Source organism: Rheinheimera faecalis (genome assembly GCF_021290965.1).
Taxonomy (GTDB): Bacteria; Pseudomonadota; Gammaproteobacteria; order Enterobacterales; family Alteromonadaceae; genus Pararheinheimera; species Pararheinheimera faecalis.
Genome location: NZ_JAJOYT010000015.1, coordinates 16,049 through 30,515, shown reverse-complemented (window position 1 = coordinate 30,515; position 14,467 = coordinate 16,049). Strand labels below are relative to the sequence as shown.

Genomic DNA, 14,467 nt, shown 5'->3' with positions numbered 1-14,467 from the left:
TTGTCTACTGACAGACCCATGTAATATTTTTAAATGGCAGGCCTGCTGTGATTGAACTCTGTTTTGATAAAACTGTTGTTATAAAACGTTAGCTATACCCCGTTAGCTATACCCCAATACAAAACGGCTGCACTGCCGATACAACTGTCCAGCTTTAAGCAAAGCCGTTGGAAAATTTGCTTTATTGACCGCATTTGGATAACCATGAGGCTCCAGACATAAAGCGGCGTATTTCTCTATTGGCGTGCCTTGGTTACCCACTATGCTGCCATCGAGAAAATTGCCGCTATAAAACTGGATACCAGGTTGGTCAGTAAAGAGCTGCAAAGTTCGGCCTGAAACAGGATCCCGCACTAAAGCCGCAGCTCTGTTCTGATCACGCTCTTTATTTAATACAAAATAATGGTCGTAGCCGTTTTCAAGCTGGCCAATATCCTGACCTATAAGCTTGCCTGCTTTAAAATCAAAAGCGCCTGTTGCCGGCACTAACTCGCCTGTGGGTACCAGTTGTTTATCCAAAGCCAAAATAAAATCGGCCTCGAGCTGCAATTGCTGTTCAAGTACAGTGTTTTGACCGACGCCGCCAATAGCCCAATAGGCATGATTGGTCAGACTGACAGGAGTGTCTTTATCTGACACAGCGCTGTATTCCAGCACCAATTCATGATGCGCCAATAAGGTGTAACGCAACTGCACATCCAACTGCCCCGGAAAACCTTGATCGCCCTCTAAGCTGGTGATCCGAAAAGTGACGCTGACTCTGTCTTTTTGCTGGTCTATATCAAAACTCCAGAAGCGACTGCCTAAACCATCAGGGCCACCATGCAATTGATTAGGCCCTTCATTGGCAAGCAAAGACAGCACCTGACCTTTGTGCATATAAGCGGCAGCACCAATGCGGTTTGCCACCCGGCCTATAGTCACGGCGAAATAATAAGGATTGCGGGCAAAGTGACTTGGGTCCTGGTAATTTTGCAAAAGTTCTGTTTTTTCGGCGGAGTCAGGATCTGGCATCAATACCGACCATAAACCCGCGCCCAAATTACTTAAGGTCACTGTTAATCCGGCCGGATTAGTCAGCTTAATCAGCTGCAAGGACCGCTTTAACGCAGCCACCTGCAAAGTGTCGGTAGTGACAACAAAGCCCATATTAAGCGTCAACCACTGCGCTGGTTTTTACGCCATTCACCAAACGCGGTAAGCCCCATGGATTGGCGTTTTGCAGCTCTGGTGGTAATAACTCTGCCGGGTAATTCTGGAAACAAATAGGACGGACAAAACGGGCAATAGAAGCAGTGCCTACCGAAGTAAAACGGGCATCAGTAGCGGCAGGGAAAGGTCCGCCGTGCATCATCGCATCACAGACTTCAACACCGGTCGGGAAGTTATTCACCACCAGACGGCCTACTTTTTGTCTCAATACACTAATCAATTCAGCCTGAGCGGAAAGCTCAGCAGCTGTGGCCTGTAAAGTACCAGTCAACTGACCTTTTAAAGTGTGCACTACGGCCAGCAGTTGTGCCTGATCGGCACAACTCACCAACACAGAGACATGTCCAAAGACTTCTTCCTGCAAATGTGGGTTCGCTAAAAAGGCTTCGGCTGTGACTTTAAAGAGTTTGGCCTGAGTGCAGAAGCCTGCTTTGTCGCCCACAGCTTCACCGCTGCCGACCAATTCAACACCGGACTGAGCAGACAAATGCGCCGTGCCTTTTTGATAAGCCGCAGCTATGCCTTCGTTCAGCATGACACCAGCTGGTACTTTGGCTAAAGCAGCGGAAGCTGCAGCGCAGAATCTGTCTAAAGCCGGGCTTTGAATAGCCACTGCCACACCAGGATTGACGCAGAACTGACCCACACCCAAAGTTAAAGAACCCACAAAACCTGCAGCTATAGCTTCAGCATTTTGTTCAAGCGCTTCTGGTAATAACACTACAGGGTTCACGCTGCCCATTTCGGCAAATACAGGAATAGGTTCTGGCCTGTTATTCGCCAGTTGAAACAGTGCCATGCCCCCAGCTAAAGAGCCGGTAAAACCTACAGCTTTTACTTCTGGCGCAACCACCAGTTCAGACCCTACTTCACGACCCGCGCCCATAATCAAAGAAAACACGCCAGCAGGTAAACCGGCTTTTTGCACCGCTTTGTGCAGCGCACGAGCTACCAGCTCACAGGTTCCGGGGTGTGAGTTATGACCTTTGACTATGACAGGGCAACCCGCTGCTAAAGCAGCTGCTGTATCACCACCAGCCACAGAAAAGGCCAGCGGGAAGTTACTGGCACCAAACACCACCACAGGACCTATTGGCTGATTGGTGTAACGTATATCAGGACGAGGCAAAGGCTGGCGATCAGGCAAAGCGGTATCAATACGGATATTCAGATATTCACCAGAGCGGATAGAAGATGCAAATAACCGCAGCTGATTGACGGTACGGGCACGTTCGCCTTCACCACGGGCTTTTGGATAACCTGTTTCCAGCGCGACACGTTCTGGCAACTCATCACCTAAAGCCATAATTTCATCGGCGCATAATTCTAAAAATTCAGCACGCTGTTGAAGTGAAGTAGCAGCAAAAACCGGTGCAGCTGCTGCAGCCGCAGCCACCGCCTGATGCACCTGAGCTTTGCTGGCATAACTCATCACAGGTTCAATAAAAGCAGCAGCAGCTGGGTTGACCGCCTGGTACTGACCCGCTTCGCCTTGCACCCATTGCCCGTTAATCAGTTGTTGGCCTGTAATCATCATTGCTAAACCCTTGTTTACTCTCAAGTAATAAAAAGTGGTGGTAAAAAAGCGGCTGGATCACTGCGCATGCAGTTAAATCCAGCCACCGTCCACAATAAAGTTTTGTGCTGTACACAATTTGCTGTCGTCGGAAGCTAAAAACAGCGCCATAGCAGCTACATCTTCCGGCATCAGGCTGTCTTTGACGCATTGATTTTTTTCAATATCCCGTGCTGTTTCTTCGTTCACCCAGTACTTCAACTGACGTTCTGTCATCACCCAGCCCGGCGTTAAGGTATTAACGCGGATTTTATCCGGCCCTAAATCACGGGCTAAACCACGGGTTAATCCCAAAACTGCAGCTTTAGAGCTGGTGTAGCCAGGCATACCGCCCTGACTTTCGTACCAGCTCATCGAACCTAAATTGATAATGGAACCAGTACCCAGCTCTTTCATATGCGGATACACCGCCTGAATGGCAAAAAACTGATGGCGTAAATTGATATTAACCCGCTGATCCCAATACTCCGGCGTGACTTCAAGGAAGTTATGCCGGGTATCGCTGGCAGCGTTATTGATTAATACGCTGATAGCGCCAAGCTGTTGTTTGACCTGCTCTATCACTTGCTTTAAATCATCAATATCCAGCAAATCACAGCGATAAAACTTCAGTTGAGCCTCTGGATATTTTGCAGTTAAATCAGCCACTAAGGCCTTAGATTCAGCTTCTAAAATATCAACAAAAGCCACTTTAGCTCCCTGGGCGATAAAAGCTTCCACCAGACAAGCACCAATGCCTGAACCACCGCCACTGATAAATACTGTCTTACCTTTCAGGCTGGGGTAGTGATTGGTTAAATTCATTATTTTGCCTCGTATAAAATAGCTTTTAGGGCTGGCACCACCCACCCTAAAAGCTTGGCCAAATGCCTAAACTAATGCGAATGGGCCGGCACCGCAGCACCACGACAGCCAACTAAAAAGTCGAAGTCGCAGCCTTCATCGGCCTGTAAAACCCGTTCGCGATAAATTTCCATATAACCACCAGTGCGCATAATCACCTGAGTGGCTTTTAATTTCTCTAAACGTGCGGCGATTTCTTCGTCAGACACTTCCAGATGCAATACACCATTGTGTGCATCCAACTGAATATAATCGCCTTCCTGCACTGCGGCTAAAGGCCCTAATTCCATGGCCTCAGGCGTAACATGCAGCACCACAGTACCAAAAGCTGTACCGCTCATACGGGCATCCGAAATACGCACCATATCTTTAATGCCTTTTTTCAGCACCTTAGGAGGTAATCCCATATTGCCGACTTCGGCCATACCTGGGTAGCCTTTTGGCCCACAGTTTTTCAACACCATCACGCTGTTTTCATCAATATCCAGTTCCGGATCATTAATGCGGGCTTTGTACATATCGAAGTTTTCAAAGACGACTGCCTTGCCACGGTGCTTGAGTAAATGCGGGCTGGCCGCAGAAGGCTTGAGCACTGCACCACGAGGCGCTAAGTTGCCGCGTAAAATGCAAATGCCGCCACTGGCCACCAATGGATTGTCCATAGGACGAATCACATCGTCGTTATAACACTCAGAATCTTTGACGTTTTCCCAGATGCTTTTGCCGTTGGCCGTTAACGCATCGTTATTTAACATGCCATTTTCGCCTAAACGGCGCAGCACAGCTGGCAAACCACCCGAGTAATAAAACTCTTCCATCAGGTACTTACCGGACGGTTGCAGGTTCACCAGTGTTGGCACACCTTTGCCATGTGACCAGTCATCCAAAGATAAATCCACACCTATACGACCTGCTATGGCTTTTAAGTGGATCACAGCATTGGTGGAACCACCAATGGCAGCGTTGGTGCGAATGGCATTAATAAAGGCATCTTTAGTCAGAATTTTCGACAGTTTTAAATCTTCATGCACCATATCAACAATACGCATACCGGATAAATGCGCCAACACATAACGGCGCGAATCCACAGCAGGAATAGCCGCATTGTGAGGCAAGCTGGTGCCTAAAGATTCCGCCATACAGGCCATAGTGGACGCGGTGCCCATGGTGTTACAGGTACCGGCAGAACGCGACATGCTGGCCTCCATATCCATAAACTGCTCCAGCGTAATACGGCCAGCCTTATATTCTTCATGTGCCTGCCAGACCAGCGTGCCAGAGCCAACGTCCTTGCCGTGGTGTTTGCCGTTTAACATAGGACCACCTGTCACCACTATGGTCGGTAAGTCACAACTGGCAGCGCCCATTAATAAAGCAGGAGTAGTTTTATCACAGCCCACCAACAGCACCACACCATCGATAGGGTTGCCGCGAATCGCTTCTTCAGTATCCATAGCCGCTAAGTTGCGCGTTAACATAGCAGTTGGACGTAAATTAGATTCACCGTTTGAGAACACCGGAAACTCAACCGGAATACCACCGGCTTCACGGATACCATTTTTAACCCGTTCAGCGATTTGACGAAAATGTGCATTACAAGGCGTCAGTTCAGACCAGGTATTACAGACCCCAATCACTGGCTTACCCTGAAAGTGATGATCAGGAATGCCCTGATTCTTCATCCAGCTGCGATACATAAAACCATTTTTGTCGTTAGTACCAAACCAGCTGGCAGAACGAAGCTGCACTTTTTTCTTTTCGTCTTGGGCCATAGTTGAATCCTGAAGCAAACTAATTTAATAATATTGTATTACTAATACATCAAGCTGAAGCCGAAATTCAAGCAGTTCGTAAAAAATTTTCACCAAAGCTGTGCAGCTTTATTCATTCTGCATTGATTTAATTAGAATTTTTTTCCTGCTCCTGATTTGTGCAACTTTTGCACATCCGGCTCATTTAGTAATACTATAAGATAATTATTATTAAATCACGACAGGGGTATTATGAAAAACGTTCAGATTTTTACCATTTTTCTACTGACCGGATTACTGAATCTGGTGAGCTTCAGCTTGTGGGCTGCTAATCCAATTTTTACTGATGTACGCACTGCAGATCCGGCCGCTTTAGTGGTCGGCGATACTGTCTATTTGTACACTGGCCATGATGAAGCCAAAGACAATAAGACTTTTTTTGTGATGAATGACTGGCTGGTGTTTTCATCCAAAGACATGAAAAATTGGCAGGCCCATGGCGCTAAACTCAAGGCCAAAGACTTTAGCTGGGCTAAGGGCGATGCCTGGGCTTCTCAGGTGATTGAAAAAGGTGGCAAGTTTTATTGGTATGTCACAGTGCGTCACGCCAGTATCAATGGTTTTGCTATTGGTGTTGCTGTAGGTGACTCACCGCTTGGGCCATTTAAAGATGCCCGCGGCACTGCGCTTATTACCAACGATATGACGACCGACACCCACATCGACTGGGATGATATAGACCCGTCCGTCTTTATCGATGACGACGGTCAGGCCTATTTGTTTTGGGGCAATACCAAACCCCGTTACGCCAAACTCAAAGCCAATATGACAGAGCTGGATGGCCCTATTCAGAATTTGGATCTGCCCAATTTTACCGAAGCCATTTGGGTGCATAAAAAGGGCGATTTGTATTACCTGTCGTATGCTTCGGGTTTTCCGGAAAAAATTGTTTATGCCACCAGTAAAAAGATCACTGGCCCTTGGGTTTATCAGGACATCCTGAACGAAGTAGCAGGCAACTCACCGACTAACCATCAGGCCATTATTGAATTTAAAGGCAAAGATTATTTTATTTACCACACAGGAGCAGCTCAGCCTGATGGTGGTGAATTCCGCCGTTCTGTGGCCATCGATCGGCTGTATTACAACAAAGATGGCACTTTAAAAAGGGTCATTATGACCAGTGAAGGTTTAAGCAAAGAGTAATCCCCTTCGTACTTGAAGCTGCAGCGTTGTCGCCTAGCTGCAACATCAATTACTTTGGGGATAATTGGGGTCGACCTACTTTAAACGGGTGGGGATAAACCCCGCCCCTACAGTTCTGCTTGACAATAGAAAGTAGAAAACAGATATTAATCTTATTGTAGTACAAATAAAAATTAACGAGGATGTGCGATGCGTTTAATTCAATTTGTGACACCAGAGCAGCAACGCGCTGTGGCTCTGGTGTTATCCAGCACAGAGGTTCAGCCTTTAAGTCAGATTCAAACCGTCTATCAGTTGGCGAATCAGGCATTAGCTGCCAAAAAGCCATTGCAACAACTGGTAAAAGAACTGGTCAGTGACCAGAAACTGGATTATCAGGCCATTCTGGCGGAAGGTCGTTTATTGGCGCCTTTTGATCATCCGGATCAAGCGCATTTGCTGGTGACTGGCACAGGCCTGACCCACTTAGGCAGCGCTGATACCCGCGCCACTATGCATGCTCAAACCAGCGGCAAAGCTGTGGCTGAGCTGACAGATACGATGAAAATGTTTAAGTTGGGTCTGGATGGCGGTAAACCTGCTGCAGGGGAAACCGGTGTACAGCCTGAATGGTTTTATAAAGGAGATGGCAGCATAGTGGTATCCCCCGGTGCACCGTTGTTGTCTCCTTCTTTTGCTTTAGATGGTGGCGAAGAACCTGAAATTGTTGGAGTTTATATCAATGACGCTGAAGGTCAGCCCTGGCGTATTGGTTTTGCTTTAGGCAATGAATTCTCCGATCACAAAACCGAACGGCTGAATTATTTATACCTGGCGCATTCCAAATTGCGGCCTTGTGCAGTAGGTCCTGAACTGTTGCTCGGCGATTTACCCGCTCATATTGAAGGCACCTCACGTATTTACCGCGACGGTAAATTACTGTGGCAAAAAGCTTTTGTCAGCGGTGAAGACAATATGTCGCACAGCATCAGTAATCTGGAACATCACCACTTTAAATACGATTTATTTTGCCGCCCGGGTGATGCCCATCTGCATTATTTTGGCACTGCCACTTTAAGTGTTGGTGATGGCATTGAAACTCAAGCCGGTGATGTATTTGAAATTGAAGCACCGGCCTTTGGTTTGCCGCTACGTAATACTCTGGCTGTGGATACCAAACAGCCTTTGAAAGTGAAGATGCTTTAAAACGTTAGGCAGGCAGAGTCTCAGACTCTGCCTGCCATTACCTACTCCGGCTGTTTGGCCAGGTTTTTTAAGGCGTATTCTAAGTTTTCTTTCGATTTAGCCAACAGCTGAAACATCTCTATTTTTGCTTTGGCCGCATCGCCTGCAGCTATCGCCTGATACACAGCTTTGTGGCCCGGCAACGAATCAACATACTCTTCTGCAATAGCACTGCTTAAACGGAATAAGCCCATCAACGCCGTTTGTATTGTCATGCCCAACGAAATCATAAATTCATTATTGGTGGCATCCAGCACCGCCATATGAAAATCCAAATCGCTGGAGAACACTGCATCAGTGCCAATTTCAGCTTTTTCCATCGCATCGTAAGCAGCGCCTAATACTCTGGACTGTTCTTCGCTGCTGTTTCTGGCAGCCAGTTCAGCGGCAGCTGGTTCAAAAATTTCGCGAATCTCAAACAAGGAGATAAAAAACTGCGGTGATGGTTTGGATTCAAAACACCAGCTTAAAATTTCGCTGTCGAACATATTCCAGTGTTTACGGGGCCGAATGCGGGTGCCCAGTTTAGGCCGGGATTCCAATAAACCTTTGGATGTCAGAATTTTAAAAGCTTCACGCAGCGCAGTGCGGGATACGCCTAACTCTTCACCTATAGTGGTTTCATTCGGAATATATTCACCAGGTGAATAAATGCCACTGACAATACGGGTACCCAATTCTTCCGCAACCCAGCCATGAATACTTTGAGGCCGGCTTTTTAACTGATTTGCCATGCAGATCCCCTAAACATCGACCTGCAATTCAGGTCAAAAACGAATTCTTACTACAATAGGATATATGTTAACCGATTTATCGCGTTAAAGCCTAACAGCTGTCTGATTTCATTAGTTTTTCATTATAAAAGTAAAAAATCATAGGCATTAGGTTAGCAAATAGCAATAGCCGCCTTTGCTGTTCCGCCTTGGTGCGTTTTTGCACAATCACAGCGCAAGCTTTCGGTATTTCAGCGCTAAAGCACCGACACAAATTAACCTAATCCAATGAAAAATATAAATATTTAAAAGCTGGCATAAGAGCTGCTTTGTTTTGTTATCGCATTGGCTGCGGTTAAATAATCATCTTTTGGCAAAGGCGCCATCTGTTTGCCTCCGGTTTTCGGGGTCAGACAGATGGCGTTTTTTTTTGAGGAAAATCTATGAGACGTATAGCTCTTACTCTGTTGCTCGGCACCTGCTGCCTGAGTCAGGCAGCAGTTGCAGAAAAAACTGACCTGCGTTTAGGTTTCGTCAAGCTGACCGACATGGCACCTTTGGCTGTAGCGCTGGAGCAAGGATTTTTTGAAGATGAAGGCTTGTTTGTCAGTGTAGAAGCTCAGGCCAACTGGAAAGTATTGCAAGACAGAGTGACAGACGGTCAACTCGATGCCGCTCATATGCTGGCAGGACAAGTAGTAGCAGCTTCTGCTGGTTTAGGCAGTCAGGCCAGACTACAAACTAGTCTGGTGTTGGATTTACATGGCAATGCCTGCACCGTCTCTAAAGCCATATGGGAGCAAGTACCAGCAGCGCAAAAATCTGCTACAGGTCAGGCACAATCGGCATCAGTGCTACAAACAACGCTGAAAGCTTATGCTGAACAAGGCAAAACCATGCAGTTTGGTACTGTATTTCCTTACTCCAGCCATAACTATGAACTGCGTTACTGGCTGGCCGCTGGTGGTATTCACCCTGGTTTTTATGCGCCAGAGCAAGGCGATAATTCAGGCCAGCTACAAGCGCAGTTACTGATTTCTGTGACCCCACCACCCCAAATGCCAGCCACTATGGAAGCTGGTACTTTGCAAGGTTTTTGTGTCGGTGAACCCTGGAACCAACAAGCGGTACAAAAAGGCTTAGGTGTGGTGCTGGTGACCAATGAGCAACTACACGGCACCATGGCGGAAAAAGTATTGGGCGTCACAGCAGATTGGGCCAAAGCCAATCCTAATACCCATATCAAACTAATTAAAGCCTTATTGCGTGCGGGTTACTGGCTGGATCAAAACAACAATGCCAACAGAGCTGCGGCGGCAAAAATGATCGCTCAGCCGCATTATGTCGGCGCAGACGTAGGCATTTTAAGCCGCAGCATGACAGGCACCTTTGAATTTGAACAAGGTAAAGCCAGTCAGCAGCAGGACTTTAATGTGTTTTTCCGTTATCACGCCACCTACCCCTTTTATGCCGATGCAATTTGGTACCTGACGCAAATGCGCCGCTGGGGCCAAATTGCTAATGCTCAGGACGATGCCTGGTATTTGCAACAAGCTCAGCAGGTGTTTCAGCCAGAACCCTATCAACAGGCTGCTGCTGAACTCATTGCCGAAGGCAAACTGAAAGCTACAGATTTTGTCGACTTTAAAACCGCTTCTTTAACCAGACCAGGCAAAGAATCCAGCTTTATCGACGGAAAAACCTTTGACCCCAGTCAGCCTAACGCCTATTTGCAGCAGTTCGCTATAGGTCAACAAAGTGCTGCTACGGCAAAAATGTCCACAGCCAAAAACTAACAGGAGCTTGAGATGAAGATTCTGCACCATCCAGCCTTTCATCAATGGCAAAGCCAGTTCAGCTCTTCGCTGTTCTGGCGCAAACAGCTGAAACAAAGCCTGTTAACGTTCAGTGGCCTGCTGGTGTTTGTATTGTGCTGGCAGCTGGCATCCAGCCAAATCCAGACGTCGTTGGGCCAGTTTCCGGGCCCCACTCAGGCCGCGGCCCAGTGGTCGCAGTTAATTGATGAATATCAGGCTGAGCAGCAAAGAGAAGATGCGTTTTATCAACGCCAGCAGGAACGTCATGCAGCAGCGTTAGCTGAAGATCCAACGGCTGAATTACCCAGCTTGCCGTACCGCGCCAGACCGACCTTTTTTTCACAAATTCTGACCAGCCTGCAAACGGTACTAACCGGCTTTGTGCTGGCCAGCTTGATTGCTATACCGCTCGGCATTTTGATTGGTCTGAGCAGCAACCTGTATCAGGTATTTAACCCGCTCATTCAGCTGTTTAAGCCTATTTCACCTTTGGCCTGGTTACCGCTGGTGACCTTAATTGTCAGCTCGGTGAACTTAAGCCCGGTGTGGGGCAGCCGCTCTTTTGTAGTGTCGGTGTGCACTGTGATGCTGTGTTCGCTCTGGCCCACTTTGTTAAACACTGCAGTAGGCGTCAGCCAGGTGCCACAGGACTTACTCAATGTCAGCAAAGTGCTGCGCTTAAGCTGGTGGCGTCACCTGCGCATCATAGTGCTGCCCTCTGCTGTGCCTATGATTTTTACCGGTTTACGTTTGTCTTTGGGCATTGCCTGGATGGTGCTTATTGCCGCCGAAATGCTGGCGCAAAATCCAGGCCTAGGCAAGTTTGTCTGGGATGAATTTCAGAATGGCTCGTCCGACTCGTTAAGCCGCATTTGTGTGGCTGTGCTGGTGATAGGCCTGCTGGGTTTTGCGCTGGACAGGCTGATGCTGATGCTACAACGCAAAGTGAACTGGGATAAAACTGCGGTCAGCCGATAGGAGCTCGTTATGCAAAAAACACATTTAGAACTGACTCAGGTGGGTATTAGTTTCCCCACCGAAAAAGGCCCTTTTGTTGCGCTGCAAAACGTCAACTTGCATATCAAAAAAGGCGAGTTCGTCAGCCTTATTGGTCACTCAGGCTGCGGTAAATCCACAGTGCTGAATATTGTCGCAGGTTTACATCAGGCAACAGCCGGTGGGGTGATTTTAAATCACAAAGAAGTCACAGAACCAGGTCCTGAGCGGGCTGTGGTGTTTCAAAACCATTCATTATTGCCCTGGCTGACTGTGTATCAAAACGTCGAGCTGGCAGTAAAACAGCAGTCCAAGGGCAAAAAAACCAAAGCAGAAATTCGAGATTGGGTGGAACACAATCTGGCCTTAGTGCATATGAGCCATGCGCTGGATAAAAGACCCAATGAAATATCAGGTGGTATGAAACAAAGGGTCGGCATAGCGCGGGCTTTGGCGATGCAACCTGAAGTGCTGTTGATGGATGAACCTTTTGGTGCTTTGGATGCGTTAACCCGCGCCCATTTACAGGATTCGCTGATGGATATTCAAGCACAGCTGAATACCACAGTGATGATGATCACCCATGATGTGGATGAAGCCGTGTTGTTGTCCGACCGCATTGTAATGATGACCAATGGCCCTGCCGCCACTATAGGCGAAATTTTAACAGTCGATTTGCCGCGACCGCGCCACAGACTGCAACTGGCCGATGACCCGACTTACAACCACTATCGCCATCAGGTACTGGGCTTTTTGTATGAAAAGCAGCGCAAAGTGGAAGATTTGGGTAGTAAAAGAGCGGAAAAACAGCAGCAGAAAACTCAGGCCAGTGCCTGAACCTCAGTAAAGATCCAGCAGGAGCAAGCAATGAAAGCAGCAGATTTAGTCATCATTGGTAACGGTATGGCCTGCCATAAATTGCTGGCCGAATTGGTGCAGCAGCCAGGCCGCCCCGCCAGTATTCTGGTGTTTGGTGCTGAAACTAAAGCAGCTTACAACAGAGTGTTATTGTCGTCCTTACTGGCTGGCGAGCTTGCTGACGAAGCTGCGGAACTTAGTCCAGCCGACTGGTATCAGCAGCATGGTATAGAGCTGGTGCTGAATGACGCCGTAGTACATCTGGATAAAGATAAAAAACAACTGATTAGCCGAACTGGCTTAGTGGTGCACTATCAGCAACTGGTGTTGGCTGTGGGCGCACAAGCAACCAAACCTGCTTATGCAAAAACCGCTCTGCCTGGTCTTTGTACTTTCAGAAACTGGCAGGATTTAGCACAGTTGCGTGAAGTAGCAGCCAAAGGCGGCAAAGCCATAGTGCTGGGCGGTGGTTTTTTAGGTCTGGAGGCAGCTGAAGGCTTACGCAAACAAGGCATGCAGGTGACTTTGTTGCAGCGCAGTAGTTATCTGCTGAATCGCCAGCTCGATCCAACAGCAGCGACTTTATTACAACAGCAGCTGGAGCACAGAGGCCTGCATGTGTTCACCAACATCACAGTATCAAAGCTGTTGCAGCAGGATCAAAAATTCAGTGGCGTATTACTTGCTGATGGCACAGAACTAAAAGCAGATGTGTTGGTTATGGCACTTGGTATCAGCCCGGATCTTCAGCTGGCGCAACAGTCTGGACTAAAAACAGATGTGGGTATTTGTGTTGATGCGCAGTTGCGAAGTTCAGACCCGGACCTGTTTGCTTTAGGTGAATGTTGTCAGTTCGGTGAACATACTTTTGGTCTGGTGGCTCCTATAGCGGCACAAGCACAAGTGTTAGCAGCCGTATTATCAGGTCAACACGCTAGCTATCAGCCATCCGACAGCAGCACACAACTTAAAATCAGCGGCATTCAATTAAGCTCTTGCGGCGATATCCCCACTTTATTACAACAACAGGATTTACAACAGTTTTGCTATCAGGATCAGCAGCACCACGACTATCGCAGACTCTGGCTGGATGCAGAACAACGTTTGGTCGGAGCCGTTTGTTTAGGCGACACCAGCTTGTCTGGTTTTTATGCCGAGCTGATTAATCAGCACACTGTGATCCGTTGCAGTACTGAGCTTTTATTTGGGCCAGCAGTATTTGGTCCAGCGCAAATTGCGGCTTAAATGCTAAGGACTGATATGCAGCAAAAGTTAGCCGTTTCAACACAGAACACCAGCACCTTAACAGACAACTTTGGCCGCAACTTTGGTTACCTGCGCTTATCTGTGACAGAGCAATGTAATTTTCGCTGCCTGTATTGCCTGCCGGATGGCAGCCAGTGCGAAGTCAAAAGCGAATTAAACCTACAGGAAATTAAACAGCTGGTGACTGTCTTCGCTGAACTTGGCACCAGCAAAGTACGGATCACAGGCGGAGAACCCAGTTTACGCAAAGACTTAACCGCCATTATCGACACAGTCAAAAACATTGCAGGCATTCAGACTGTGGCTTTAAGCACCAACGGTTACCGACTGCAAAAAGAAGTGCGTAACTGGCAGCAAGCAGGTTTGGATCAACTGACCGTCAGTGTGGACAGTCTGGACGAGGCTACTTTTGCACTGGTAACAGGTCAGGACAAATTGCCGCAGATTATGGCCGGGCTGGAGCTTGCCGACAGCCTGGGTTTTGACAGTATTAAGCTCAATACCGTGCTGTTGAAACAACACAATGCAGCAGCGTTAAGTGACTTTCAGGCTCTGGTGCAGCAGAAAAACTGGACCTTACGTTTTATCGAACTGATGCAAACCCAAAGCGGCGTGGCCTTTTTTCGTCAGCAGCATTTATCAGCCCAGATGCTGGAGCAACAACTGCAACAACAAGGTTGGACCGTATTAACAAAAACCGCTACTTCAGGCCCGGCCCGTGAATACCAACATCCGGATTATCTGGGCCGTTTAGGTTTTATTACGCCGTACCAGCAGGATTTTTGTGACAGCTGCAACAGATTAAGAGTGTCCAGCACTGGCCAGTTATTTTTGTGTTTATTTGCCGAACAACATCAAAACCTGCGGCCGTTACTGAGCCAGTCCTCAGTACAACTCAAAAGCTGGTTACAGCAGCAAGTTCAGCAGAAAAAAGCCAGCCACTTTTTACATCAGCAAAACCCGGGCGCAACCCGGCACTTCGCCATGATAGGTGGCTAAGGAGGA

General features: G+C 47.7%; 12 protein-coding genes. 7 read left to right on the top strand and 5 right to left on the bottom strand.

The features are described from left to right. Positions 1-102: 102 nt before the first annotated feature. The 4 genes from LSG34_RS18520 to LSG34_RS18505 all read right to left on the bottom strand — a co-directional run bounded on the left by LSG34_RS18520 (position 103) and on the right by LSG34_RS18505 (position 5,403). Complete coding sequence (locus LSG34_RS18520) at positions 103-1,149, bottom strand: aldose epimerase family protein (protein WP_233010699.1); 1,047 nt, start codon at positions 1,147-1,149, stop codon at positions 103-105. A 1-nt stretch (position 1,150) separates the two neighbouring features. Beyond that, positions 1,151-2,749, bottom strand: a complete 1,599-nt coding sequence (locus LSG34_RS18515) for an aldehyde dehydrogenase (NADP(+)) (RefSeq protein ID WP_233010697.1) — start codon at positions 2,747-2,749, stop codon at positions 1,151-1,153. 72 nt (positions 2,750-2,821) lie between these two features. Then, on the bottom strand, positions 2,822-3,592 hold the full coding sequence (locus LSG34_RS18510; RefSeq protein WP_233010696.1) for an SDR family NAD(P)-dependent oxidoreductase: 771 nt from the start codon (positions 3,590-3,592) through the stop codon (positions 2,822-2,824). 71 nt (positions 3,593-3,663) lie between these two features. Then, positions 3,664-5,403, bottom strand: a complete 1,740-nt coding sequence (locus LSG34_RS18505; protein ID WP_233010695.1) for an IlvD/Edd family dehydratase — start codon at positions 5,401-5,403, stop codon at positions 3,664-3,666. 231 nt (positions 5,404-5,634) lie between these two features. On the opposite strand from LSG34_RS18505, the gene LSG34_RS18500 reads away from it, so the two are divergent. Together LSG34_RS18500 and araD1 are read left to right on the top strand one after the other, a co-directional pair. Next, a complete protein-coding gene (locus LSG34_RS18500; protein WP_233010693.1) occupies positions 5,635-6,588 on the top strand; it encodes a glycoside hydrolase family 43 protein in 954 nt (317 codons plus the stop codon). A 189-nt stretch (positions 6,589-6,777) separates the two neighbouring features. Beyond that, on the top strand, positions 6,778-7,773 hold the full coding sequence (gene araD1 / locus LSG34_RS18495; RefSeq protein ID WP_269822967.1) for an AraD1 family protein: 996 nt from the start codon (positions 6,778-6,780) through the stop codon (positions 7,771-7,773). Between the two features lie 41 nt (positions 7,774-7,814). On the opposite strand, the gene LSG34_RS18490 is transcribed toward araD1, so the two are convergent. Then, on the bottom strand, positions 7,815-8,546 hold the full coding sequence (locus LSG34_RS18490; RefSeq protein ID WP_233010691.1) for a FadR/GntR family transcriptional regulator: 732 nt from the start codon (positions 8,544-8,546) through the stop codon (positions 7,815-7,817). A 422-nt stretch (positions 8,547-8,968) separates the two neighbouring features. Here LSG34_RS18490 and LSG34_RS18485 point away from each other — a divergent pair, with 422 nt between their 5' ends. Genes LSG34_RS18485 through moaA form a run of 5 tightly spaced genes read left to right on the top strand, consistent with a single transcriptional unit; the run spans position 8,969 to position 14,461 of the window. Then, a complete protein-coding gene (locus LSG34_RS18485) occupies positions 8,969-10,321 on the top strand; it encodes a CmpA/NrtA family ABC transporter substrate-binding protein (RefSeq protein ID WP_233010689.1) in 1,353 nt (450 codons plus the stop codon). 12 nt (positions 10,322-10,333) lie between these two features. Continuing rightward, a complete protein-coding gene (locus LSG34_RS18480) occupies positions 10,334-11,320 on the top strand; it encodes an ABC transporter permease (protein WP_233010688.1) in 987 nt (328 codons plus the stop codon). A gap of 9 nt (positions 11,321-11,329) precedes the next feature. Further along, complete coding sequence (locus LSG34_RS18475) at positions 11,330-12,175, top strand: ABC transporter ATP-binding protein (RefSeq protein WP_233010686.1); 846 nt, start codon at positions 11,330-11,332, stop codon at positions 12,173-12,175. A gap of 30 nt (positions 12,176-12,205) precedes the next feature. Beyond that, a complete protein-coding gene (locus LSG34_RS18470; protein ID WP_233010684.1) occupies positions 12,206-13,441 on the top strand; it encodes an NAD(P)/FAD-dependent oxidoreductase in 1,236 nt (411 codons plus the stop codon). Positions 13,442-13,456: 15 nt separating this feature from the next. Next, the gene (moaA, locus tag LSG34_RS18465; RefSeq protein ID WP_233010681.1) at positions 13,457-14,461 is read left to right on the top strand and encodes a GTP 3',8-cyclase MoaA; all 1,005 of its coding nucleotides are present in this window, start codon (positions 13,457-13,459) and stop codon (positions 14,459-14,461) included. Positions 14,462-14,467 lie beyond the last annotated feature (6 nt).